23 protein-coding genes are annotated in these 21,689 nt (G+C 71.4%); 16 read left to right on the forward strand and 7 right to left on the reverse strand.

Annotated elements, in window-relative coordinates; all coding sequences use genetic code 11:
- Window positions 1-11 precede the first annotated feature (11 nt).
- A complete protein-coding gene (locus tag AB0C22_RS01935; protein WP_219465770.1) occupies window positions 12-509 on the reverse strand; it encodes a helix-turn-helix domain-containing protein in 498 nt (165 codons plus the stop codon).
- Window positions 510-604: 95 nt separating this feature from the next.
- Here AB0C22_RS01935 and AB0C22_RS01940 point away from each other — a divergent pair, with 95 nt between their 5' ends.
- Both AB0C22_RS01940 and AB0C22_RS01945 read left to right on the forward strand, forming a co-directional pair.
- Window positions 605-1,564, forward strand: coding sequence for an ABC transporter ATP-binding protein (locus AB0C22_RS01940; RefSeq protein ID WP_357532942.1), 960 nt, complete (start codon window positions 605-607; stop codon window positions 1,562-1,564).
- Window positions 1,561-3,153 carry an ABC transporter permease gene (locus AB0C22_RS01945; RefSeq protein ID WP_219465776.1) on the forward strand — a complete coding sequence of 531 codons (1,593 nt, stop codon included), beginning with the start codon at window positions 1,561-1,563 and terminating at the stop codon, window positions 3,151-3,153. Before AB0C22_RS01940 ends, AB0C22_RS01945 begins: the two co-directional genes overlap by 4 nt.
- A gap of 78 nt (window positions 3,154-3,231) precedes the next feature.
- On the opposite strand, the gene AB0C22_RS01950 is transcribed toward AB0C22_RS01945, so the two are convergent.
- Window positions 3,232-3,567: an STAS domain-containing protein gene (locus AB0C22_RS01950; protein WP_208565454.1), complete on the reverse strand. Its 336-nt coding sequence runs from the start codon at window positions 3,565-3,567 to the stop codon at window positions 3,232-3,234.
- Between the two features lie 170 nt (window positions 3,568-3,737).
- Here AB0C22_RS01950 and hemL point away from each other — a divergent pair, with 170 nt between their 5' ends.
- The 6 genes from hemL to ccsB all read left to right on the forward strand — a co-directional run bounded on the left by hemL (window position 3,738) and on the right by ccsB (window position 9,898).
- Window positions 3,738-5,075 (forward strand): glutamate-1-semialdehyde 2,1-aminomutase, encoded by a 1,338-nt coding sequence (gene hemL / locus AB0C22_RS01955; protein WP_357532944.1) that lies wholly within the window; start codon window positions 3,738-3,740, stop codon window positions 5,073-5,075.
- Between the two features lie 64 nt (window positions 5,076-5,139).
- The gene (locus tag AB0C22_RS01960) at window positions 5,140-5,787 is read left to right on the forward strand and encodes a histidine phosphatase family protein (protein ID WP_208565456.1); all 648 of its coding nucleotides are present in this window, start codon (window positions 5,140-5,142) and stop codon (window positions 5,785-5,787) included.
- Between the two features lies 1 nt (window position 5,788).
- Window positions 5,789-6,364, forward strand: coding sequence for a TlpA disulfide reductase family protein (locus tag AB0C22_RS01965; RefSeq protein ID WP_357532946.1), 576 nt, complete (start codon window positions 5,789-5,791; stop codon window positions 6,362-6,364).
- Window positions 6,364-7,266, forward strand: coding sequence for a cytochrome c biogenesis protein CcdA (locus AB0C22_RS01970; protein WP_219465788.1), 903 nt, complete (start codon window positions 6,364-6,366; stop codon window positions 7,264-7,266). Before AB0C22_RS01965 ends, AB0C22_RS01970 begins: the two co-directional genes overlap by 1 nt.
- Complete coding sequence (locus AB0C22_RS01975; protein ID WP_357532949.1) at window positions 7,266-8,888, forward strand: cytochrome c biogenesis protein ResB; 1,623 nt, start codon at window positions 7,266-7,268, stop codon at window positions 8,886-8,888. Before AB0C22_RS01970 ends, AB0C22_RS01975 begins: the two co-directional genes overlap by 1 nt.
- Window positions 8,888-9,898 (forward strand): c-type cytochrome biogenesis protein CcsB, encoded by a 1,011-nt coding sequence (ccsB, locus tag AB0C22_RS01980; protein ID WP_357532951.1) that lies wholly within the window; start codon window positions 8,888-8,890, stop codon window positions 9,896-9,898. Before AB0C22_RS01975 ends, ccsB begins: the two co-directional genes overlap by 1 nt.
- Here ccsB and AB0C22_RS01985 read toward each other — a convergent pair.
- Window positions 9,864-10,085, reverse strand: coding sequence for a hypothetical protein (locus tag AB0C22_RS01985; RefSeq protein WP_219470581.1), 222 nt, complete (start codon window positions 10,083-10,085; stop codon window positions 9,864-9,866). The genes ccsB and AB0C22_RS01985 overlap by 35 nt on opposite strands.
- A gap of 609 nt (window positions 10,086-10,694) precedes the next feature.
- Here AB0C22_RS01985 and AB0C22_RS01990 point away from each other — a divergent pair.
- Both AB0C22_RS01990 and AB0C22_RS01995 read left to right on the forward strand, forming a co-directional pair.
- Entirely contained in the window at window positions 10,695-12,218 is a 1,524-nt protein-coding gene (locus AB0C22_RS01990) for a ricin-type beta-trefoil lectin domain protein (protein WP_357532953.1), read from the forward strand.
- 93 nt (window positions 12,219-12,311) lie between these two features.
- Complete coding sequence (locus AB0C22_RS01995; RefSeq protein ID WP_357532955.1) at window positions 12,312-13,427, forward strand: LacI family DNA-binding transcriptional regulator; 1,116 nt, start codon at window positions 12,312-12,314, stop codon at window positions 13,425-13,427.
- Window positions 13,428-13,533: 106 nt separating this feature from the next.
- On the opposite strand, the gene AB0C22_RS02000 is transcribed toward AB0C22_RS01995, so the two are convergent.
- Entirely contained in the window at window positions 13,534-14,010 is a 477-nt protein-coding gene (locus tag AB0C22_RS02000; protein ID WP_219465793.1) for a MarR family winged helix-turn-helix transcriptional regulator, read from the reverse strand.
- Between the two features lie 48 nt (window positions 14,011-14,058).
- Between AB0C22_RS02000 and AB0C22_RS02005 the strand changes: the two genes are divergently transcribed.
- Genes AB0C22_RS02005 through AB0C22_RS02015 form a run of 3 tightly spaced genes read left to right on the forward strand, consistent with a single transcriptional unit; the run spans window position 14,059 to window position 15,314 of the window.
- Window positions 14,059-14,634, forward strand: a complete 576-nt coding sequence (locus AB0C22_RS02005) for a carboxymuconolactone decarboxylase family protein (protein WP_308290977.1) — start codon at window positions 14,059-14,061, stop codon at window positions 14,632-14,634.
- A 45-nt stretch (window positions 14,635-14,679) separates the two neighbouring features.
- Window positions 14,680-14,961, forward strand: a complete 282-nt coding sequence (locus AB0C22_RS02010; RefSeq protein WP_219465795.1) for a hypothetical protein — start codon at window positions 14,680-14,682, stop codon at window positions 14,959-14,961.
- Window positions 14,958-15,314, forward strand: coding sequence for a ribbon-helix-helix protein, CopG family (locus tag AB0C22_RS02015; protein ID WP_219465797.1), 357 nt, complete (start codon window positions 14,958-14,960; stop codon window positions 15,312-15,314). The genes AB0C22_RS02010 and AB0C22_RS02015 overlap by 4 nt, the downstream gene beginning before the upstream one ends.
- A 146-nt stretch (window positions 15,315-15,460) precedes the next feature.
- Here AB0C22_RS02015 and AB0C22_RS02020 read toward each other — a convergent pair whose 3' ends face one another.
- Complete coding sequence (locus AB0C22_RS02020) at window positions 15,461-16,333, reverse strand: alpha/beta hydrolase (RefSeq protein ID WP_219465799.1); 873 nt, start codon at window positions 16,331-16,333, stop codon at window positions 15,461-15,463.
- Window positions 16,334-16,542: 209 nt separating this feature from the next.
- On the opposite strand from AB0C22_RS02020, the gene AB0C22_RS02025 reads away from it, so the two are divergent.
- Both AB0C22_RS02025 and mqnP read left to right on the forward strand, forming a co-directional pair.
- A complete protein-coding gene (locus AB0C22_RS02025; protein ID WP_357532959.1) occupies window positions 16,543-18,003 on the forward strand; it encodes a menaquinone biosynthesis decarboxylase in 1,461 nt (486 codons plus the stop codon).
- Complete coding sequence (mqnP, locus tag AB0C22_RS02030) at window positions 18,003-18,914, forward strand: menaquinone biosynthesis prenyltransferase MqnP (protein WP_357532961.1); 912 nt, start codon at window positions 18,003-18,005, stop codon at window positions 18,912-18,914. Before AB0C22_RS02025 ends, mqnP begins: the two co-directional genes overlap by 1 nt.
- Window positions 18,915-19,115: 201 nt before the next feature.
- Here the strand turns inward: mqnP and AB0C22_RS02035 are convergent, their stop codons facing one another.
- A complete protein-coding gene (locus AB0C22_RS02035) occupies window positions 19,116-20,075 on the reverse strand; it encodes a terpene synthase (RefSeq protein ID WP_357532963.1) in 960 nt (319 codons plus the stop codon).
- Between the two features lie 246 nt (window positions 20,076-20,321).
- On the opposite strand from AB0C22_RS02035, the gene AB0C22_RS02040 reads away from it, so the two are divergent.
- Window positions 20,322-20,948, forward strand: a complete 627-nt coding sequence (locus AB0C22_RS02040) for a UbiX family flavin prenyltransferase (RefSeq protein WP_208565475.1) — start codon at window positions 20,322-20,324, stop codon at window positions 20,946-20,948.
- A gap of 258 nt (window positions 20,949-21,206) precedes the next feature.
- On the opposite strand, the gene AB0C22_RS02045 is transcribed toward AB0C22_RS02040, so the two are convergent.
- The gene (locus tag AB0C22_RS02045) at window positions 21,207-21,473 is read right to left on the reverse strand and encodes a BldC family transcriptional regulator (protein WP_084261470.1); all 267 of its coding nucleotides are present in this window, start codon (window positions 21,471-21,473) and stop codon (window positions 21,207-21,209) included.
- Between the last annotated feature and the right edge of the window lie 216 nt (window positions 21,474-21,689).

Raw genomic sequence — 21,689 nt, forward strand, 5'->3', positions numbered from 1 at the left:
TGGCGGCGTGCTCAGTGGGCGGGTGTGCCGCTGGCGGCGCGGCGGGCCCGCCAGCGCTCGCCGAGCGAGTCGAGTTCCTCCTGGATGAAATAGAAGAAGTCCCGCATCTCGGCCACCCGTTCGCCGCCCGGGGTGGCGGTGCCGCCCAGTGCGGTGACGCCCGCGTCGGCGATGTCGATGAAGTTCTTGTAGAGGCCGGTCTTGGTGATGGTGCCCTCGTACCAGGGGTTGTCGGGCAGCCGGTAGTGGTCCCGGCGCGAGCGCGGGACCGGTTCGCGGACCAGCATGCTGACCTGGGTCAGGTGGCGTACCGCGCCGGATACGGCTGCCGCGCTGACGCCGAGCCGCTCGCCGATCTGGGCGGCGGTCAGCGGGCCGTCGGCGCTCATCACGGCGAACAGGACCCGGGCGGACATCCGGGGGAAGCCGACGTCCGCGAAGGCCATCGCCATCCGTTCGACGAAGAGGTGGACCTCGTCGTCGTGGCCGGGTTGACGGTCGTCAGGCATCGGACGCTGCTCCTCGGGCTCGGGACGGTTCAGGCGATGGTGCCGCACCGGACAGAAACTTCACAACTTTGTGAAACGAGTGTAGCTTCTGAATTATGGAAACCCCGATAGCGGTGACCGGCCTGGTGAAGACCTTCGGCCGCACCCGGGCCCTCGACGGGCTCGACCTGAACGTCCGGGCCGGTGAGGTGCACGGCTTCCTCGGCCCGAACGGCGCCGGCAAGTCGACCGCCATCCGGGTCCTGCTCGGGCTGCTGCGGGCGGACGCGGGGGCCGTCCGACTGCTCGACGGTGACCCGTGGCGCGACGCCGTCACGCTGCACCGCCGCCTGGCGTACGTGCCGGGCGACGTCACCCTCTGGCCCCAGCTCTCCGGCGGCGAGGTGATCGACCTGCTCGGGCGGATGCGCGGCGGGCTCGACCCGAAGCGCCGCGCCGAGCTGCTCGCGTCGTTCGAGCTGGACCCCCGCAAGAAGGGGCGCACCTACTCCAAGGGCAACCGGCAGAAGGTCGGCCTGGTCGCCGCGCTCGCCTCCGACGTCGAACTGCTCATCCTCGACGAGCCCACCTCCGGGCTGGACCCGCTGATGGAGGAGGTGTTCCAGCACTGGATCGACCGGGCCCGCCGCGACGGCCGCACCGTGCTGCTGTCCAGCCACATCCTGGCCGAGGTGGAGGCGCTCTGCGACCGGGTGACGATCATCCGCAACGGCCGCCACGTCGAGACCGGCACCCTGACCGAGCTGCGTCACCTGCACCGCACCGCGATCGACGCCGAACTGGCCGGCCCGGTGGACGGCCTGGCCGACCTGCCCGGCGTGCACGACCTGCGGGTAGACGGCGACCGGGTCCGCTTCGCCGTCGACACCGTCGCGCTGGACACCGCGCTGCGCCGGCTCACCGAGATCGGCGTACGCAGCCTGGTCAGCCAGCCGCCGACGCTGGAGGAGCTGTTCCTGCGCCACTACGAGACCCCGGCCCCCGACGCCCCGGTCTCGACCGCGTCGGGCAGCACCGCGCCGGGCAGCGACCAGCCGACGGGGGTACGGCGATGAGCACCCTCACCGGCACCGGTCACCTGGCCCGGCTGATCCTGCGCCGGGACCGGATCGTCCTGCCGCTCTGGGTGCTGCTGCTGACCGTCCTGCCGGTGTCCTACGCGGGCAGCTTCTTCGCGCTGTTCCCCACCGCCGCCGAGCGGGCCGCGTACGTCACCGGCACCGCCCGCAACCCGTCGGTGGTGGCCCTGCTCGGCCCGGTCTACGGCGACAGCGTCGGCGCGTTGACCGCCCAGCGCGGTGGCTTCCTCCAGGTGATCGTCGGGCTGGCCGCCCTGCTCACCGTCATCCGGCACACCCGCACCGAGGAGGAGGCCGGTCGACGGGAACTGCTCGGCGCGACCGTCCTCGGCCGGTACGCCGGGCTCACCGCCGCACTGCTGGTGACGTACGCGGCCAGCCTGCTGCTCGGCCTGCTCACCGCCGCCGGGCTGGCCGCCACCGGGCTGCCGGCGACCGGCTCGCTGGCGTACGGGCTGTCGGCGGCGCTGGTGGGGGTGGTCTTCGCCACGGTGGGCGGGTTGGCCGCCCAGCTCACCCAGACCGCCGGTGGGGCGCGCGGGATCGCCGTCGGGGTGCTCGGGGTGGCGTTCACGCTCCGGCTGGTCGGGGACACCTCCGAGCACGGGTGGCCGAGTTGGCTGTCCCCGCTGGGTTGGGCCGCACGCATCCGCGCCTACGCGGGGGAGCGCTGGTGGGTGCTGGCCCTGCCGGTCGCGCTGACCGTGCTGCTGGCCGTGGTGGCGTACCCGGTATCGGTGCGGCGGGACCTCGGGGCCGGCGTGCTGCCGTCGCGGCCGGGTCCGGTGCGGGCCGGGCGGGTGCTGTCCGGGCCGTTCGGGTTGGCTTGGCGGCTGCACCGGGGGCCACTGCTGGGCTGGTCGGTGGGCTTCCTCCTGCTCGGGTCGGTCGTCGGTGGCGCGGCCGAGGCGGCCGGCCGCTCGGTCGCCGGCAACGCCGCGTTGGAGCAGGTGATGGCCCGGCTGGGTGGCGCGTCGGGGCTGGCCGAGGCGTACCTGGGGGTGTCGTTGGGGGTGGCCGGGCTGGCCGCCGCCGGCTACGGCGTCCAGGCGGCGTTGCGGATGCGGTCGGAGGAGGCCGCCGGGCGGGCCGAGCCGGTGCTGGCCACCGGGGTGCACCGGTCGACCTGGCTCGCCTCACACCTGGTGTTCGTCCTGCTGGGGCCGGTGGTGGTGCTGGCGTTGGTCGGGCTGGCGGCCGGCCTGACCTACGGGCTCAGCATCGGTGACGTGCCGGGGCAGCTGCCCCGGATGCTCGGTGCCGGCCTGGCGCAGGTGCCGGCGGCCTGGGTGCTCGCCGGCCTGGCGGTGCTGCTGTATGGCCTGTTGCCCCGCCTCTCCCCGGCGGCCTGGGCGGTGCTCGCGGTGGTGGTGCTGCTCGGTCAGCTCGGCGCGGTGCTGGAGCTGAGCCAGTGGCTGCTGGACCTGTCGCCGTTCACCCACACCCCACAGGTGTTGCGCGCCGGCTGGAGCGTCATTCCGCTGCTGGCCCTGACCGTGCTGGCCGGGGTGTTCTGCGCGGTCGGCTTCGCGTCCTTCCGCCGCCGCGACATCCCGGTCGGCTGACGGCACGACATCTCCCGGCTGGCCGGCCGCGCCACGACGCGTCGGCCGGCGGGCCCTTGCCGGGGCGGGCCCGACCGGTCAGCCGGAGGGGGTCTCGTTACGGATCATCAGGGCGGAACGCAGGCCGGTGATGTCGAGGACGCGCAGCAGGAAGTCGCCCACGTTGCTCAGGATCAACAGGCACTGGGAGTGGCTGGCCTTGCGACTGAGCACGACCAGCGTGCCGAGCCCCTGCGAGTCGCAGAAGGTCACCCCGGCCAGGTCGAGCACGATGCGCGGCGGAGGCTCGGCGAGCACCTCGTTCACGACGGTCGACAGTTGGGCGGCGGTGAGCATGTCGATCTCACCGGCCAGGCGCAACACCACTTCGTCGCCAGTCCGGTGTACCGTGATGGACAGCTCGGCACGATCCACGCCGTCAGCCTATCGCGATCCCACCAACCTGGCCCGGCGAGACGATCCGCCATGCCGATCACCGGGCGAGCGGCAGATCCGCCCCACCGGCTCCGGTGGGGTGAGCCGGGTAACCCGGCCCCGGGGTGGCTGCGGATTCCCCGCCCGGCGCTGACACAATGGGCCGCATCGTGACCGATACCTTTTCCGCCGGGACCGGCCGCTACCCGGCCGACGCACCGGCCTCCGAGGCCCTGTTCGACCGCGCCCAGGCCATCGTGCCCGGCGGGGTCAACTCCCCTGTGCGCGCGTTCCGTGCCGTCGGTGGCACCCCGCGCTTCATGGTCCGGGGGGAGGGTCCCTGGCTGTACGACGCCGACGGGCGACGCTACGTCGACCTGGTCTGCTCGTGGGGGCCGCTGATCCTGGGCCACGCCCACCCCGAGGTGGTCGAGGCGGTGCGGGAGGCCGCCACCCTCGGCACCAGCTTCGGCACCCCCACCCCGGGTGAGGTGGAGTTGGCCGCCGAGATCGTCGAGCGCACCCCGGTCGAGCAGGTCCGGCTGGTCAACTCGGGCACCGAGGCGACCATGTCGGCGATCCGGCTGGCCCGGGGGTTCACCGGCCGATCCAAGATCATCAAGTTCGCCGGCTGCTACCACGGCCACTCCGACGGGCTGCTCGCCGCCGCCGGCTCCGGTGTCGCCACCCTCGGCCTACCCGACTCTCCCGGGGTCACCGGCGCGGCGGCCGGCGACACCATCGTGCTGCCCTACAACGACATCACCGCCGTCGAGGCGGCGTTCGCCGCGCAGGGTCCGCACATCGCGGCGGTCATCACCGAGGCCGCCGCCGGCAACATGGGCGTGGTCGCCCCCCGCGACGGCTTCAACTCCCGGCTCGCCGCGATCGCCCACGCCCACGGCGCGCTGCTCATCGTCGACGAGGTGATGACCGGGTTCCGGGTCTCCCGCGCCGGCTGGCACGGCCTCGACCCGTCCGACGCCGACCTGTGGACGTACGGCAAGGTGATGGGGGGCGGGCTGCCCGCCGCGGCCTTCGGCGGGCGCACGGAGATCATGTCCCGGCTCGCCCCGGCCGGCCCGGTCTACCAGGCCGGCACCCTCTCCGGTAACCCGCTGGCCTGCGCCGCCGGCCTGGCCACCCTGCGGCTGGCCGACGACGCCCTCTACCGCCGGCTCGACGACACGGCCGCCGTCGTGGGCAAGCTCGCCGCCGACGCGCTGGCCGCCGCCGGGGTCCCGCACCGCCTGTCGTACGCGGGCAGCATGTTCTCGATCTTCTTCACCGACGCCGACGTGGTCGACTACGACAGCGCCCGCACCCAGCAGGTGCCCGCGTTCAAGGCGTTCTTCCACGCGATGCTCGCCGCGGGTGTCTACCTGCCGCCGAGCGCGTTCGAGTCGTGGTTCGTGTCGGCGGCGCTCGACGACGCCGCCCTGGAGCACATCGCCGCCGCCCTGCCCGGCGCGGCGACAGCAGCGGCAGCGGCAGGCAGCGGGGGGTAAAACCAGTGAGCGCGAGGAGTGAGCCGGGTTTGCGAGCCCCGCAGTCGCGAACGAGGGGGATGCAATGAGTAAGACCGTCGTCCACGTGCTGCGGCACGGCGAGGTGCACAACCCGGACCGGATCCTCTACGGCCGGCTGCCCGGCTTCCGGCTTTCGGAGCTGGGCGTGCAGATGGCCAAGGCCGCCGCCCAGGCGGTCGCCGAGCGGGAGGTCGTGCACGTGGTGGCCAGCCCGCTGGAACGCGCCCAGCAGACCGCAGAGCCGATCGCCGGGCAGTTCGGGCTCCCGGTCGGGGTGGACGAGCGGCTGATCGAGAGCGCCAACTGGTTCGAGGGCAAGAAGGTCTCGCCCGGGGACGGCTCGTTCCGCGACCCGCGCAACTGGTGGGTGCTGCGCGACCCGGTCACCCCGAGCTGGGGCGAGGCCTACCGGGCCATCGCCGAGCGGATGTTCGCCGGGCTGCACGCCGCCCGGGTGGCCGCCGAGGGACGCGAGGCGGTCATCGTCTCCCACCAGCTCCCCATCTGGACGCTGCGCCGCTACGTCGAGCGCAAACGGCTCTGGCACGATCCGCGCCGCCGGCAGTGCGGGCTGGCCAGCCTCACCTCCTTCCATTTCGACGGGGCGAAGGTGGTCGGGATCGGCTATTCCGAGCCGGCCGCCCACCTGATCGCCATGTCCGCGACAGCCCGGACGGCCAAGGGGGCCTGAGATGCGTTCCCGGAGGCCGTTGGCCGTCCTGCTCGCCGCCGTCACCGCCGGGGCGGCGCTGGTCGGCTGCTCCTCCGGCACCGACGAGAGCCGGTGCGCCAACAACGGCGGCATCGTCGAGTGCGCCCCCGACCAACGCTCCGCCGCCCCGAAGATCGCCGGTGACCTGCTCACCGGCGGTGGGTACGACACCTCCCAGGCCCGGGGCCAGGTGGTGGTGGTCAACTTCTGGGGTTCCTGGTGCGCGCCCTGTCGCGCCGAGGCCGATGACCTGGAGGCCACCTACCAGGCCACCAAGGCATCCGGGGTGACCTTCCTCGGCATCAACGTGCAGGACAGCCGGGACAAGGCGATCGCCTTCGAGGAGGGTCGGGTGACGTATCCGAGCCTGTTCGACCCGGCCAGCCGGCTGGCGCTGGCGCTGGACATCCCGCCGAACACCATCCCGGCCACCGTCGTGCTGGACCGGCAGGGCCGGATCGCCACCGTGATCAGGGCCGCCGTCACCACCGACGGGCTGCGCCCGATCGTCGAGCGGATCGCCGCCGAAGAGCCGGCGTCGACCGGTTCCCGCTGATGGGCGAGACGTTCCGCGAACTCGCCCAGTCCGGCCCGTTGCTGCTGGCCATCGGTGCGGCGGCGCTCGCCGGGCTGGTCAGCTTCCTGTCCCCGTGCGTGCTGCCGCTGATGCCCGGCTACCTGTCGTACGTGACGGGGCTGGCCGGCACCGACCTGGAGGGCCGCGCCCGGCCGACCACCCCGACCGGCGCGGACCCCGCCCCGGGCGGCGGGTCGGCACCCGGCGAGGGCCCGGCCTCCGACGGCGGTTCGGCTCCCGACGGCGGTCCCGGCGGCACGGTGGCGGTGGCGACGCGGGCGGCGGCCCGGCCGGTGGCGGCGGTCAAGGGCCGGGTGCTGGCCGGCACGCTGTTGTTCATCGCCGGCTTCACCGTCGTCTTCACCGCCACCGCGATCCTCTTCGCCGGGTTCGGTCGGATCTTCTTCGACTACGAGCGCACCTTCCAGGTCGTCATCGGCGGGCTGATCGTCCTGCTCGGGCTCAGCTACCTGGGCGTGCTCCCGGGGATGCAGCGGGAACTGCGGATCCGACGGTTGCCCGCCGCCGGGCTGCTCGGTGCGCCGGTCCTCGGCGCGGTGTTCGCGTTGAGCTGGATGCCGTGCACCGGTCCGACGCTGGGTGCGGTGCTGGGGATGGCCGCCACCGGTGGGCAGACCGACCGGGCCGTGGTGCTGGCGGTGGCGTACTGCCTGGGGTTGGGGTTGCCGTTCGTGGTCTTCGGGTTGGGCTTCCACCGGCTGCTCGGGGTGTTCCGGGCGGTCCGGCGCAACAGCCGGTGGGTGACCCGGATCGGCGGGGTGCTGCTGATCCTGATCGGCCTGGCGCTGGTCACCGGCGGCTGGCAGAGCTTCGTGATCTGGTTGCAGACGACAGTGGGCCCCGGCGAGGTGAGCATCTGATGACGACCGTCGACGACCGGCCGGCCAGCCCACCCGCCGAGGCCCCCCGCCGCCGGCCGAATCCGGTGCTGGCCCTGCTGCGCAACTCCTGGCGGCAGCTCACCAGCATGCGTACCGCGTTGATCCTGTTGTTCCTGCTCGCGGTCGCGGCGATTCCCGGCTCGGTGCTGCCGCAGCGGGGGGTCAACCCGGAGAACGTCGACAGGTACTTCGTCGAGCACCCCGATTTGGCCCCGCAGCTCGACCGGATCGGCGCGTTCGAGGTGTTCGGTTCGGTCTGGTTCTCCGCCATCTATCTGCTGCTGTTCACCTCGCTGGTGGGCTGCATCCTGCCCCGGATGCGCGACCACGTGCGCGCCTTGCGGGCCCGGCCGCCGGCCGCGCCCAAGCGGATGGACAGGCTGCCGCAGCACACCGTGCTGGAGGCGCCGGGGGCCGCCGACCCACAGGCCATCGCCGCGGTGCTGCGCCGCCGCCGCTGGCGGGTGCAGGTGCGCGGCAACGAGGTCTCCGCCGAGAAGGGCTACCTCAAGGAGACCGGCAACCTGCTGTTCCACACCTCGCTGGTCGCCGTGCTGGTCGGCGTCGCGCTCGGCTCGTGGTACGGCTGGCACGGCAACCGCCTGCTGGTCACGGGCGCGGACAACGCCTTCTGCAACACCCGCCAGCAGTACGCCGAGGCGAAGCTCGGCCCCCGCGTGGACAGCGCCGACCTGCCGTCGTTCTGCCTGACCCTCGACAGGTTCGACGCCCGGTTCCTGCCGTCCGGTCTGCCGGAGAGCTACCGCGCGACGGTGACCGTGGACCGGCCGGACGGCTCGGACCGGCGGACCGCCGATTTCTCGGTCAACTCGCCGCTGCGGCTCGGCTCGGCCAACGTCTACCTGCTGGGTCACGGCTACGCCCCGATCCTGAAGTACACCGACCGGTACGGCCGCAGCCAGACCAGTACGGTGCCGTTCCTGACCAGCGGCGACGCCAACCTCACCAGCGAGGGGGTGGCCGCCTTCCCGGACGCCAACGTCGACCCGGCGACCGGCCGGCGGGACGCCAACCAGCAGGTCGCCTTCGAGGGGTTGTACCTGCCGACCGCCCCGGACACCGCGCCGTTCGCGTCGTCGCGGTTCCCGGAGGAGCGCAACCCGGCCGTGGTGCTGGCCGCCTACCGGGGCAACCTGGGGCTGGACGCCGGCATCCCCGGCTCGGTCTACCAGCTCGACCAGCGGCAGGTGACCAACGGCAAGCTCAAGCAGGTCGGCAACAAGAAGCTCACCCCCGGTGAGACGTGGACCCTGGACGACGGCAGCAAGCTGGAGTTCCTCGGCACCAAGCGGTACGTCACCCTGTCCGTCCGGCACGACCCGGGCGAGAAGCTGATGCTGGGCGCCTGCGTGGTGCTGCTGGCCGGGCTGATGGGATCGCTGTTCGGCAGGCGGCGGCGGGTCTGGTTCCGGGTGACGCCCCCCGACAGTGGATCTCCGACGGGCGGTAGTAGTTTGGTGTCGGCCGGTGGGCTGCCGCGCACCGATCATCCAGGGTTCGCCGAGGAGTTCGCGTCTCTCGTCGCCGCGGTACGCGACGACGGGCGGCCCGACCGGCGGGCGCGAGAGGGAGTCGAGTGATGTCCGCAGTCTCCGACCAGCTGGTGACGTTCGCGATCCTGGTGTACCTGGTTGCGATGATCAGCCACGCCGTCGAGTACGCCCTGGGCAACGTCCGCGCGGTGTCGGCCCGGGTCGCACCGGCCCGGGAGTTGGTCGGCGCGGGTGTCGGTGGGGCCGGCGACGCGGTTGCCGGTGGGGCCGACGCGCCGGTGAAGGGCGACGCCGTCGGGACCACGCCGTCGTCGACCCGGCCGAGCCGTTCGGCGGGACGGGCCAGGCTGGCCGGGCGGATCGCCGCCGGGCTGACCGTGCTCGCCGCCGCGCTGCACCTCGGCGCGCTGGTCACCCGGGGCATCGCGGCCGACCGGATGCCCTGGGGCAACATGTACGAGTTCGTGCTGACGGTCACCTGGATCGGGACCGCCGCCTGGCTCGTGGTGCTCTGGAAGCGGCCGTCGCTGCGCCGGCTCGGGCTGTTCCTCACCCTGGTCATGGTGCTGCTGCTGGCGTTCGCCGAGCTGAAGCTCTACGTCCCGGTGGTGCCGCTGATGCCGGCGCTCCAGTCGTACTGGTTCATCATCCACGTGTCGACGATCGTCTTCTCCTCCGGCATCTTCCTGCTGGGCGTGGTGCCGGCGGTGTCGTTCCTGCTGCGCAACGGGTACGAGCAGGGGCGGCGCAGCTTCCCGTACACGTTGGCCCGGCGGCTGCCCGGGGCGGCCGACCTGGAGCGGCTGACCTTCGCCCTGCACGCCTTCTCGTTCCCGATCTTCACGTTCGCGGTGATCGCGGGCGCGATCTGGGCCGAGGCGGCCTGGGGCCGGGCCTGGGGTTGGGACCCGAAGGAGACCTGGGCGTTCATCTCCTGGGTGGTCTACGCCGGCTACCTGCACGCCCGCGCCACGCCCAGCGTCCGGCGCAACGTGGCGACCTGGATCGCGGTGCTGGGCTTCCTGACCGTGCTGATGAACCTGTTCGGGGTGAACTTCTTCTTCACCGGCCTGCACTCGTACGCCGGGGTGGAGTGAGTCGGCCGGTGAGCACCCGGTCGACGCCCAGGGTCACCTGGTAGGCGACCTCCGGCACGTCGGCCAGGTCGATGCGCTCGGCCCGCAGGGCGAGCTGGGCGTGCAGTTCCCGGGCCACCGCGTCGCGGATCTCCTTCAGCAGCGGGGAGAAGCCGTCCGGATCACCCACGGTGTACGCGTCGTCCATGCGTCCCATCCTCTACCGGAGGACCAGGTGTGTCGATGCCCCTGGCCTGCAGAACGTCTATCTCTCCCGAAGTCGGTCAGCGGTACCGACCGCCAGCGGTCGTTGGTGGTCGTGATGCCTTCCCATTGGCTGACACCTTGACGCCCCATAAGGCTGATGACATCATCGCCGAACGATGTTTGCGTAAACAATTTAGGGCTTAAATCGGACATCAGCTTCGACTGTGGCATCCGGATGGGGGCGCGCTGCTTGTCGATGTTTACGTAAACATCGACAAGGGTGACGTGGTCGACGTTGACGGCCGGCGGGGGAGACGCCCTGACCCCTGGCCCACCCGTCTGCGAGGAGAGACTCTCCATGAGGAAGTTGGACAAGCGCACCGCCTCGGTGCTCGTGCCCCCTTGATGGCGATGCACCCTACGAGGACAACGACCAGCCGCTGGACACCGACTCGCCCGGCTGACAGTTCCCTGAACTCCGCCGTACCGCCACCTGGTCACTCCCGACGCGGCGGACCCGGACGAGAACCTCGTTCCCCCGCTATTGGAGCCGCACATGTTCCCGAAGCAGACAGGCGTCAGATCCGGCGCCGCCCCGCTTTCCCGTCCCTTGCCCCTCCTTGTCCTGCTACTGCTGCTCGCCCTGGTCGCGGCGGTCGGCACGGTCCTCCTCCCCACGGTGAGCGAGGCCATCACCCGCTCCTCGCAGACCATGTACACCCCGCCGCCCGGCACCCCCGCCCCCGGCACGCTCTACCCCAGGGGGATACGGCTGGAGCACAGCGGGTCGGCCAACGGCACCATGCTCGCCACCTTCGAGCAGTACACCACCGGCAAGCCCGTCTTCCCGATCTACCGCAGCACCGACACCGGCAACACCTGGACCAAGATCTCGGAAGTCGCCGACACGCAGAACGGCTGGGGCATGCGCTGGCAGCCACAGCTGTTCGAACTGCCCATCGCGATCGGCAACTTCCCCGCCGGGACCATCCTGGCCGCCGGCGACTCCGTCCCCAGTAACCGCTCCGGGTTCAAGATCGACATGTACGCCAGCACGAACCAAGGGCAGACCTGGACCTTCGTCAAGAACATCGCCAACGGCGCGGGCAGACCGGTCTGGGAACCCTTCTTCCTGGTCAACGGCAACAAACTCATCGTCTACTACTCCGACGAGCGAGACAGCAGCCACAGCCAGAAGCTGGTGCACCAGGTCAGCGCGGACGGCATCAACTGGGGCCCCGTCGTCGACGACGTGGCGACCTCCACGCAGAGCGACCGGCCCGGCATGTCGACAGTTGCGAAGCTGCCGAACGGCAACTACGTGATGACGTACGAGTACGGGGGCTCGCCGGCGGGAAACCTCGCGGTCTACTACAAGATCTCCTCCAACCCCGAGGCGTTCGGCTCGGTCACCGGCCAGGTCCTGAGGTCGACCGACGGCCAGACCGCCTTCTGGAACCCGTACATCACCTGGCTTCCCACCGGCGGCTCCAACGGCACCCTCGTCGTCAGTGCGCAAAGCACAACCGACGTGTTCGTCAACACCCAGGGTGGTGCCGCGAACGCCTGGACCCGTGTCGATTCCAAGGTCGCCGGCGGCTACAGCCGCGGCATGGTTCCGCTGGCCGACGGCCATAGCCTGGTGGTGCTCAGTGGCGGCTACAACGGCAGCACCGTCAACTCCGTCACCTACAGCACCATCGACCTGGGCGGCGTCGTGCCGACGACACCGGTCCCGTCCACGGGGACGACGACGGCGAGGCTGATCGGCGCCCAGTCGGGTCGTTGCCTCGACGTGCCGAACAGCAACTCCGCAAACGGGACCAGGCCGGCGCTCTGGGACTGCCACACCGGGGCCAACCAGCAGTGGACGTACAACGCCTCCACCCGCCAGTTGCAGTCGCTCGGCAAGTGCCTGGGCGTCTCCGGTCAGAGCACGACGCCGGGCGCCACGGTGGTCCTCGGGGACTGCGGCAGCGGTGCCAACCAGCAGTGGACCCTCACCAACAACACAGTGGTGGGAGTCCAGTCCGGGCTGTGCCTGGACGTCGCCAACAACGCGACCGCGAACGGATCAGCGGTGAACATGTGGACCTGCAACGGAGGCGCCAACCAGCGGTGGACCCGCGGCTGACACCAACCTGACGTCGGAGGGATCCGGAACGAGGCGTTCCGGATCCCTCCACCGTCTTTCTCGGATGGCGTCACGAACCGATAGCTGTTTATCGTGTCGTTCAACAGCCCGCCGGGCTGCGAAAGGAGCACCGCAGCGATGATCCCAGCATCGCCGGACGGTGTGCCGCGGGCCCTCGCCGGATCGTCAGGCATCACCCGGCGCCACCGGCGCGTGTCGATGGCGGACGTGGCCCGAGCGGCCGGGGTCTCCGCGCAGACGGTATCCCGCGTCTCCACCGGCCATCCCGGGGTTGTCGCGTCCACCCGCCAACAGGTTCTCGCGGCGATGCAGCAGTTGGGCTACCGGCCCAACAGCGCGGCCCGGGCGCTGAAGAACGGCGAGTTCCGCACCATCGGCGTCATCATCTTCACGCTGTCCACCACGGGAAACAGTCGGCTGCTCGAAGCGATCGCCACCCACGCCAGCCGTGCAGGTTACGTGATCACGCTCATGCCCGTGGCGACACCCACCCAGCACGGCGTGCTGGGCGCGTTCACCCGACTGGGCGAGCTGGCGGTGGACGCCGTCATAGTGGTGATGGAGGTGCATCTGCTCGACGCCGCGATGTTCGTCCTCCCGCCAGGGGTGCATGTCGTGGTCGTCGACTCCGATGCCGGCGACCGTTACAGCGTGGTGGACACCGATCAGGCCGACGGCGCGCGGCAGGCCGTCCAACACCTGCTCGACCTCGGCCACCACACCGTCTGGCACGTCGCCGGGCCGCCGGAGTCCTTCGCCGCCGGGCGTCGGTCGACGGCGTGGCGCTGCGTGCTCGAAGGGGCGGGTCGGCCCGTACCGGCGATGTATCGCGGCGACTGGTCGGCCGAATCCGGCTACCGCGCCGGCCTCCTGCTGGCAGACGAGGCGTCGTGCACCGCGGTATTCGCCGGCAACGACCAGATGGCCCTCGGCGTGCTGCGGGCGTTGCACGAGAAGCACCGGGTCGTTCCCCGCGACATCAGCGTGATCGGCTTCGACGACATCCCGGACAGCGCCTCGTTCATCCCACCGCTGACCACGATCCATCAGGACTTCGCCGAAGTAGGCCGCAGATGCGTCGAGACCGCGCTGCGACAGATCCGCAACCAGCCCGTCGAGCCCGGTACCAGCCTGGTGCCGAACCGGCTGGTGACACGGGCCAGCACGGCAGCACCGCGAACCGTCTGACCCGAACCGGGCTGCTCCTGCCGGTGCTTCCGCCCGCATCGTCGGTGCAGGAGTTGAAGCGTGCCGTGTCCCGCGCTCGGATCGTCGTTGCCTGGCTCTGGAGTGGTCAGGTGCCGAACCAGCCGGGGACGTCGAGGCGGAAGGAATCCGGTGGGGTGACCGCGCGCAGGTCGTCCTCCAGGGCGGCGACCCGCTCCGCGCCGAGCCGGGCCACCCAGCGTTCCCGCAGTGCGTCGAAGAGCACCGCCGAGCGGCGCAGCCCGTCGACGCCCTTCTCTGTCATCCGGACCAGTTTGCGGCGGGCGTCGGTCGGGTCGTCGGCGCGTTCCAGGTAGCCGAGGGCGACCAGCCGGTCGACGGTCTTGCCGGCGGCCTGCTTCGAGACGCCGAGGCGGTGGCCCAGGTCGGATGCGGTGGTGCCGTCGACCCCGACGGCCTGGAGCACGAAGCCGTGCGCCGGCCGCAGCTCGGGGTGCCCCTGCCGGGCCAACTCGGCGTGCAGGTCGTCGACCAGGCTGCGGAAGCCGGCGAGCAGCAGCAGGGGCAGCACAAAGCCGGGCCGCTCGGGGTCACCTATCGACATGTTCGACAACCTGGTTTACTGTTTCGACAACCACGTTGACTATCGTACGTGAGGGGTACCGCCATGTCCCGACCCGGCTTCACCACCCACACCCTCGACACGGCGCCCGACGCCGCCCGCGCGACCATGGCCGGCGTACACCGAAGGCTCGGCCACCTGCCCGGCGCGGTCGGGCTGATGGCCGAATCCCCCGAACTGCTCAAGGGGTTCCTGACCGCCTCCGCCACCTTCGAAGCCACCGACCTCGCGCCTGTCGAGCGGGAGGTGGTGGTGCTGACGGTCGCCACCCGCAACCGGTGCCACCTCTGCGTGGCGATGCACACCGCCACCCTGCACCGGCTGGGTGCCGCCGCTGAACTGATCGCCGCGCTGCGCGACGGCACCGACCTGCCCGAGCCCCGGCTGGCGGCGCTGCGCCGGTTCACCCTCGCCGTCCTCGACCACGCCGGTGACGTCCCGGACGACGAGCTGACCGCCTTCCTCGACGCCGGCTACCGGCCCCGACACGCCCTGGACGTGGTGCTCGGGGTCGGGACGTACACCATCTCGACCCTCGCCAACCGACTCACCCGTGCCCCACTCGACCCGCCCCTGACTGCGTACGCCTGGGAGCCGGCGGCCTGATCGCAGCTCCACGTCGGGCGTATTACAACGTGTTACGCTTGAGGAGTGTCGGATCGTGAGTATGTCTGGACCGACGAGGGTCTGGACAACGCCAGCCGCAACGGTGTCGGCGTGGACGAGACGACCCAGGCGCTGTACGCCCCGTCGGGCCTACGCCATGAGCGTGCTCTCGGGGATCTGCTGCTCATCATCATGGGGATGGCCGACAGCGGTCGGGTGATCGCCGCACTGTGTGACCGCATCGGTGGGACGAGCACATACAAGATCATCGGAGCGCGTGCCCTGCGCGGCGCAGACCTCGACGATTGGAGGAGGCGAGTCCTATGACCGAGCCGGACTTTGAGCGGATGACCAAAGACGAGGTCGTGGCATGGTTCCAGCACACCGACAGCCTGGCGCCGGTCATCAGGTCCATGACGGCGACGCCAGCCTCCGGCACCGCTCCCGAGACACCGATGGCGCTGGTCAGCACCCGACTGCCGGTGGCGCTGGTGAAGCAGCTTGACCGCCTCGCCGAGCAAACCGCAGTCCGTCGCTCCGACATCATCCGCGACGCTCTGACCAGGTACGTCACCACCCGCTCCGAGCCGGTGAGCCACGACGAGGCCGAACACGCCCTCGACGTGCTGCGCCGTGTCGTCGCCGCCCGAACCACCGAAGGTCGGGCGGACGCGGCATAACCCTTTGGCGAGATGCCTTGCCGCACGACGCCGGGACGGCACGCGTCACCGACGCCGGGCCGGGGCGGGGCATCGAGGAAGATGATGCCCCCGAGGGCCGACATTCCGACATCCCGGGCCGACCCGATCTCGCCGGACCGGGGCTGTCAGTCGTGCAGGAAGGGGAGCAGCAGGGCGGTCAGCTCGGCCGGGCGCTCCTCGAACAGCCAGTGGCCGCTGTCGGTGACCACCCGGCCGTCGACCGTCCGGGCGTAGCGGCGCACCTGGTCGGCGACCTGGCCGCCGAGGCTGGCCGCCGCGCCGACGGCCAGCACCGGCATCGGCAGCGGATTCTCCCGGTACGCCGCGTTGTCCTTGACGTCCTGCGCGAAGGCCCGGAAATAGTTGAAGCTGGCCCGCAGGTGGGCCGGGTCGGTCAGGTGCCGGGCGTACTCCTCGATGTCGTCCGCACCGATGCTGCCTTTGTTCACCATGATCGAGTCGGTGAAGCGGTCCACCCAGCGCGCCTCCCGGCCGGCGACCAGCTCCTCCGGCAGGCCGTTGGTGAGGCTGAAGAAGCCGAAGTTCCACACCGCCGGCCCGGCCTCGGTCAACGCGGGAAACGTGTAGATGCTCTCGTCCGGGATCGGTGCCTCGGTCAGCACCAGCCGGGACACCGAGTCGGGGTGCGCGGCGGCATAGGCGTACGCGACCATGGTGCCCACGTCGTGACCGACCAGCCGGATGTCGTCGGCCAGGCCCAGGCCGGTCAGCAGCCCGTGCAGGTCGGCGGCGACTGTCTTCTTGTCGTACCCGTCGGGTGGGGCGTCGCTGCCGCCGAAACCGCGCAGGTCGGGCGCGACCACCTGGTACGTCGCGGCCAGTTCCGGCAGCAGCGCCCGCCACATCCGCCAGCACTGCGGATAGCCGTGCAGCAGCACCAGGGTCGGTCCCCGGCCGCCCCGGACGTAGTTGATCGCCACGTCACCGACCTGCGCCCGCTGCTCGGTGAACCCCGCCGGAACCCGTCCGTCGCCCATCCCGACCCCCGCCCCCATCCCGACCCCCGCCCCCGTCCCGACGTCGCCGGCTGGCACCCGCCCCACCGTCACCCGTGCAACGAGCAACTGTCGGCCGGAGAGACGCGCCTGCCCGGGTGGGGAGGCGTGCCGGCCCGGGTGGGGAGACGCACACCGCCCGGCCCCACCCGGCGTGGGCGGTGCCGGCAGCGGTGCGGGAGACTGGCCGTATGGCGGCTCGTGGCTTCCCGTACACCGATCTCAAGGACTTTCTCGCGGCGCTGGAGCGCGCGGGCGAGCTGCGGCGGGTGACCGTCCCGGTGGACCCCACGCTGGAGATCAGCGAGGTGGTCACCCGGACGGTCCGGGCCGGCGGGCCGGCGCTGCTGTTCGAGCGGCCCACCCGGGGTGAGATGCCGGTGGCGATCAACCTGTTCGGCACCGAGAAGCGGATGGCGATGGCGCTCGGCGTCGAATCGCTCGACGAGATCGGCGACCGGATCGGCGCGCTGATCAAGCCGGAGCTGCCGGTCGGCTGGTCCGGCATCCGCGAGGGCCTGGGCAAGGTCATGCAGCTCAAGTCGGTGCCGCCGCGCAAGGTCAAGACCGCCCCCTGCCAGGAGGTGGTCTACTCCGGTGACGACGTCGACCTGAACCGGCTGCCCGGCCTCCAGGTCTGGCCGGGTGACGGCGGGATCTTCCACAACTACGGGCTGACCCACACCAAGCACCCCGAGACCGGCAAGCGCAACCTCGGCCTCTACCGCCTCCAGCAGCACTCCCGCAACACGCTCGGCATGCACTGGCAGATCCACAAGGACTCCACCGCCCACCACGCGGTCGCCGAGCGGCTCGGCCAGCGGCTCCCGGTAGCCATCGCCATCGGCTGCGACCCGGTGGTCAGCTACGCCGCCTCCGCGCCGCTCCCCGGTGACATCGACGAATACCTGTTCGCCGGGTTCCTGCGCGGCGAACGGGTCGAGATGGTCGACTGCCTGACCGTGCCGTTGCAGGTGCCGGCGCACGCGCAGATCGTGCTGGAGGGCTACCTCGAACCCGGCGAACGCCTGCCCGAGGGCCCGTTCGGCGACCACACCGGCTTCTACACCCCGGTCGAGCCGTTCCCGGTGCTGCACATCGAGACGATGACCATGCAGCGCAACCCCGTCTACCACTCGATCGTCACGTCCAAGCCGCCGCAGGAGGACCACGGCCTCGGCAAGGCCACCGAGCGGATCTTCCAACCGCTGCTCAAGCTGATGATCCCGGACATCGTCGACTACGACCTGCCGGCCGCCGGGGTGTTCCACAACTGCGCGATCGTGTCGATCCGCAAGCGCTACCCCAAGCACGCGCAGAAGGTGATGAACGCCATCTGGGGCGCGCACCTGATGTCGCTGACCAAGCTGATCGTGATCGTCGACTCCGACTGCGACGTGCACGACTACCACGAGGTCGCCTTCCGCGCCTTCGGCAACGTCGACTACGCCCGCGACCTGCTGCTCACCGAGGGCCCGGTGGACCACCTCGACCACTCGTCCTACCAGCAGTTCTGGGGCGGCAAGGTCGGTGTCGACGCGACCCGCAAGCTGCCCACCGAGGGCTACACCCGGGGCTGGCCGGAGGAGATGACCATGTCACCGGAGGTCGCCTCCCTGGTCGACAAGCGCTGGAAGGAGTACGGCATCTGATGGCCACCGCCGTCGCGCCCGCCCCCCGCCCCGGCCGGGTCAAGTCCTTCCTCAAGCTCGTCGCGATCGAGCACTCCGTCTTCGCGCTGCCGTTCGCCTACCTGTCGGCGCTGACCGCGATGCAGGTCAACGGCGGTCGGGTCCGTTGGCTCGACCTGTTGCTGATCACCGTGGCGATGGTCGGGGCGCGGACGTTCGCCATGGCCGCCAACCGGATCCTCGACCGGCGGATCGACGCCCGGAACCCGCGTACCGCCGGGCGGGAACTGGTCACCGGGGCGGTGAGCGTGCGGACGGCCTGGACCGGCGCGGCCGTCGCGCTGGTGGTCTTCCTCGCCGCCGCCGCCCTGCTCAACCCGCTCTGCCTGCTGCTCGCCCCGCTCGCCGTGATCCCGCTGGTCGTCTACCCGTACGGCAAGCGGTTCACCGACTGGCCGCACGCCATCCTGGCCATCGCGCAGGCGGTCGGCCCGGTCGGCGCGTGGCTGGCGGTCACCGGCACCTTCGCCGGCTCGTGGCCGGCCTGGCTGCTCGGCGCGGCCGTCGGCCTGTGGATCGGCGGCTTCGACCTGATCTACGCCTGCCAGGACGACGAGGTCGACCGGGTGATCGGGGTACGCAGCGTCCCCGCCCGCTACGGCCGCCGCTTCGCGCTGCACGCCTCCACCGTGGCGCACGTGGTGACGTTCGCCCTGTTCGTCTGGTTTGGCGCGCTGGTCGGCTACGGCTGGCCCTGGTGGATCGGGCTGGCGCTCACCGCGGTCGCCTTCGGCTACCAGCACGTGGTGGTCACCCCCACCGACCTCAGCAAGGTCAACCGGGCCTTCTTCACCGCCAACGGTTTCGTCGGCATCGCCCTGTTCGCCTTCGCCCTACTCGACCTGGTACTCCGTCTCAACCTCCGCGCCTGACCCCGCCCCCTCCCCTCGCCCCTGCCCCCTGCCCTTCCCCCTGCCCCCTCGCCCCCCGTGATCAAGAGGTTTGCGTCAGGTGATCAAGAGGTTTGCGTCAACTTGAAGATCAAAGTTGACGCAAACCTCTTGATCACCGGGGCGGAGCGGGCCGGGGCAGGGCGGGCCGGGGCGGGCCGGGCGGCGCAGGGTGGGTGGGGGTTAGGGGTGGGTGGGGTAGCGGGCGCTTTCCAGGGTCCAGTCGATGGTGCCGCGGACGGCGTTCGCTATGCCGTCGAGGTGGGCGGTGACGGATTCGTCCAGCGCGGGGCCGAACGACGGGACCGCGGCGCGTTGCGCCTGGAAGCGGGCCATCGTGTCTCGCCACCGCTCGGCGACCAGCTCCACCGCCTCCGCCACCGGCACGTTCCGCTCGGCGGCCAGCGCCAGCACCAGGTTGTGCCCACCCGAGGTGACCCGGTCCCGTTCCATCGAGGCGAGGTCGTTGTACCAGGAGAGCAGGTCGTTGCCGAGGGTGCCGATCCGGCGCAGCAGTGGATGGTGGTACACCGCGTCGGGCAGCACCCGGCCCCCGACGAACTCGATCAGCGGATACGACACGTACGCCGCCGAGGTGGCCCGGCGCAGCGCGATGTACTCGGCCACCCCGGGCACCCGCCCGTTCTCCTTCGCCACCGCCTCCCGCCAGTTGCCGTCCAGGTGGTCGCCGACCGCGTCGGCGAACCGCAGCCGCCAGCGCGCCGGCATCCGGCGGCGGGGGGACCGCCACGCCTCCACCAGCAGCCGGCGCAGCGGACCACCGAAGTTCGGGTGTCGCCGTCGGGGGCCGTCGTGCAGCAGGGTCAGCGTCCCTCGCCGCAGGGCCCGGATCTGCTCCGAGGGCAGCCGGTCCGGCCCGTCGCAGGCGTCGTCGACCAGGAAGAACCAGGTGAACAGGGCGGCCACGGTACGCAGGTCCGGTTCGCTCGCGTCCGGATAGAGGCGGCCGGCGTACCGGGCGAAGCCCGCCCGGTCGAGCCGGTGCAACGCCTCGGTGCCCAACGGCAGGCCCAGTCGGGGCAAGCGGTCCAACAACCAGTCCTGCACCCCCTCGGCGTACGGGGAGAGCCGGGGAGGGATCGGGCACGCCGACCGTAACGACCAGAGGATCTCGTCGACCATTACCGATGTCTCCCCCGTACGATGTGGATCATCCGATCGCAGCATCGCAGGTCCGCCGCTGACGCGCCGTCCGGGCTGGTCGACGAACGCCTGGTCCGCAGGCATGACGACGGTGAGTGGATCAACCGGTCCCGCCCCGTGATGCGGTCGTCGGGTCGGGACGCGCGGAGAGTGTGACCGCCGGAGCGGACGGGCGATTGCGGGGGTGGGCGGCGGCTGCCGGCGTACACCAGGCAGGCTGGGCGTATGCGCGAACCATGGGTGGTGGGGGTTTCGGGGGCGTCCGGCACCCCGTACGCGGCGGCCGTCGTCCGGGGGTTGCTCGACGCCGGGCAGCCGGTGGATCTGATCGTGTCCCGGGCCGCCCGGTTGACCGTTCTCGACGAGACCGGCCGGCCGTTCCGGGACGGCCACTGGGCCGAGGACCTCGCCGGTTGGCTGGGCCGCGACCTGACGGGCGACGACGTACGACACTGGCCGGCCGGCGACATCGCGGCCGGCCCGAGCAGCGGCTCCTACCGGGTACGCGGGATGGCGGTGGTGCCGGCCAGCACGGCGGCCTGCGCCGGCATCGCCATCGGCCTGTCGAAGGATCTGCTGCAACGCGCCGCCGAGGTCAACCTCAAGGAGCGGCGGCCGGTGGTGCTGGTGCCCCGGGAGACCCCGGTGACCCGCAGCCACCTGGAACACCTGATCGCGCTGCACGACGCCGGTGCGGTGGTGCTGCCGGCCAGCCCCGGCTTCTACGGCGCGGGGGCGTCGGCCACCGCTCAGCAGTTGGTCGACTTCGTCGCCGGCAAGGTGCTGGACGCCCTGGGGGTGCCGCACACCCTGTTCCGGCGCTGGGCGGGCCAGTTGGCCGCCGGGCGCTGACCACCACGACCGCCGCCGTCGACCGGAACGTGTGCCCGGCCGCCTGAACGTGTGCCCGGCCGGTTCCGGGCGACCGGAACTGTGCCCGGCCGCCGGGAGATGTGCCTGGCTGCTGCCGTCTACCGAGCCGTGTGGCCGGTCGCCGTCGTCGACCGGGACGGGTGTCGGGGCGCAACGATCGGTCCCGGCCGGCCGCTACCCGGTCAAGCGGCGGCGGGCCGGACCTTTCGGCCGGCCCGCGCGTCCGTCTCGCACCATTCAGTACATCCCGGCATTGGCCGGACCCGGCCCGGTCGAGGCGGCTGGGCCCACATTGCGTGGTTTGCCCATGTCATCCGCCTCGTCCAACATGCCCTCCCCTTCCAGCAGGGCCCGCACCTCGGATTCCCGAAACCGGCGATGCCCGCCTGGAGTCCGGATGCTGCCTATCCGGCCGGCCGCCGCCCACCGCGTCACAGTCTTCGGGTCCACCCGAAACAGTGCGGCGACCTCACCCGGTGTCAGCAGGCGATCTCCAGTGTCCACAGCCCCCTCCTCGCGTCGACGAAGCCCTCGGCTGAACACACTGCCCCCGGCCGGTGCGAGCCCAGAGCCGTCATGAGGGACGTATGGCAATTACAGCACCAGCGAACTGGCCTGTCCGCCAAACGCGAAAAACGCACGGAGTGGGAAGTTAGTAAATGGTACCGGCGCGGGACTCCCTTGACCGTCGGTCTGCGAACTGTCACCTGCTGTCAGATC

Origin of the sequence: Micromonospora sp. NPDC048894, assembly GCF_040649765.1 — a bacterium.
In the GTDB taxonomy this organism is placed as follows: domain Bacteria; phylum Actinomycetota; class Actinomycetes; order Mycobacteriales; family Micromonosporaceae; genus Micromonospora; species Micromonospora antibiotica.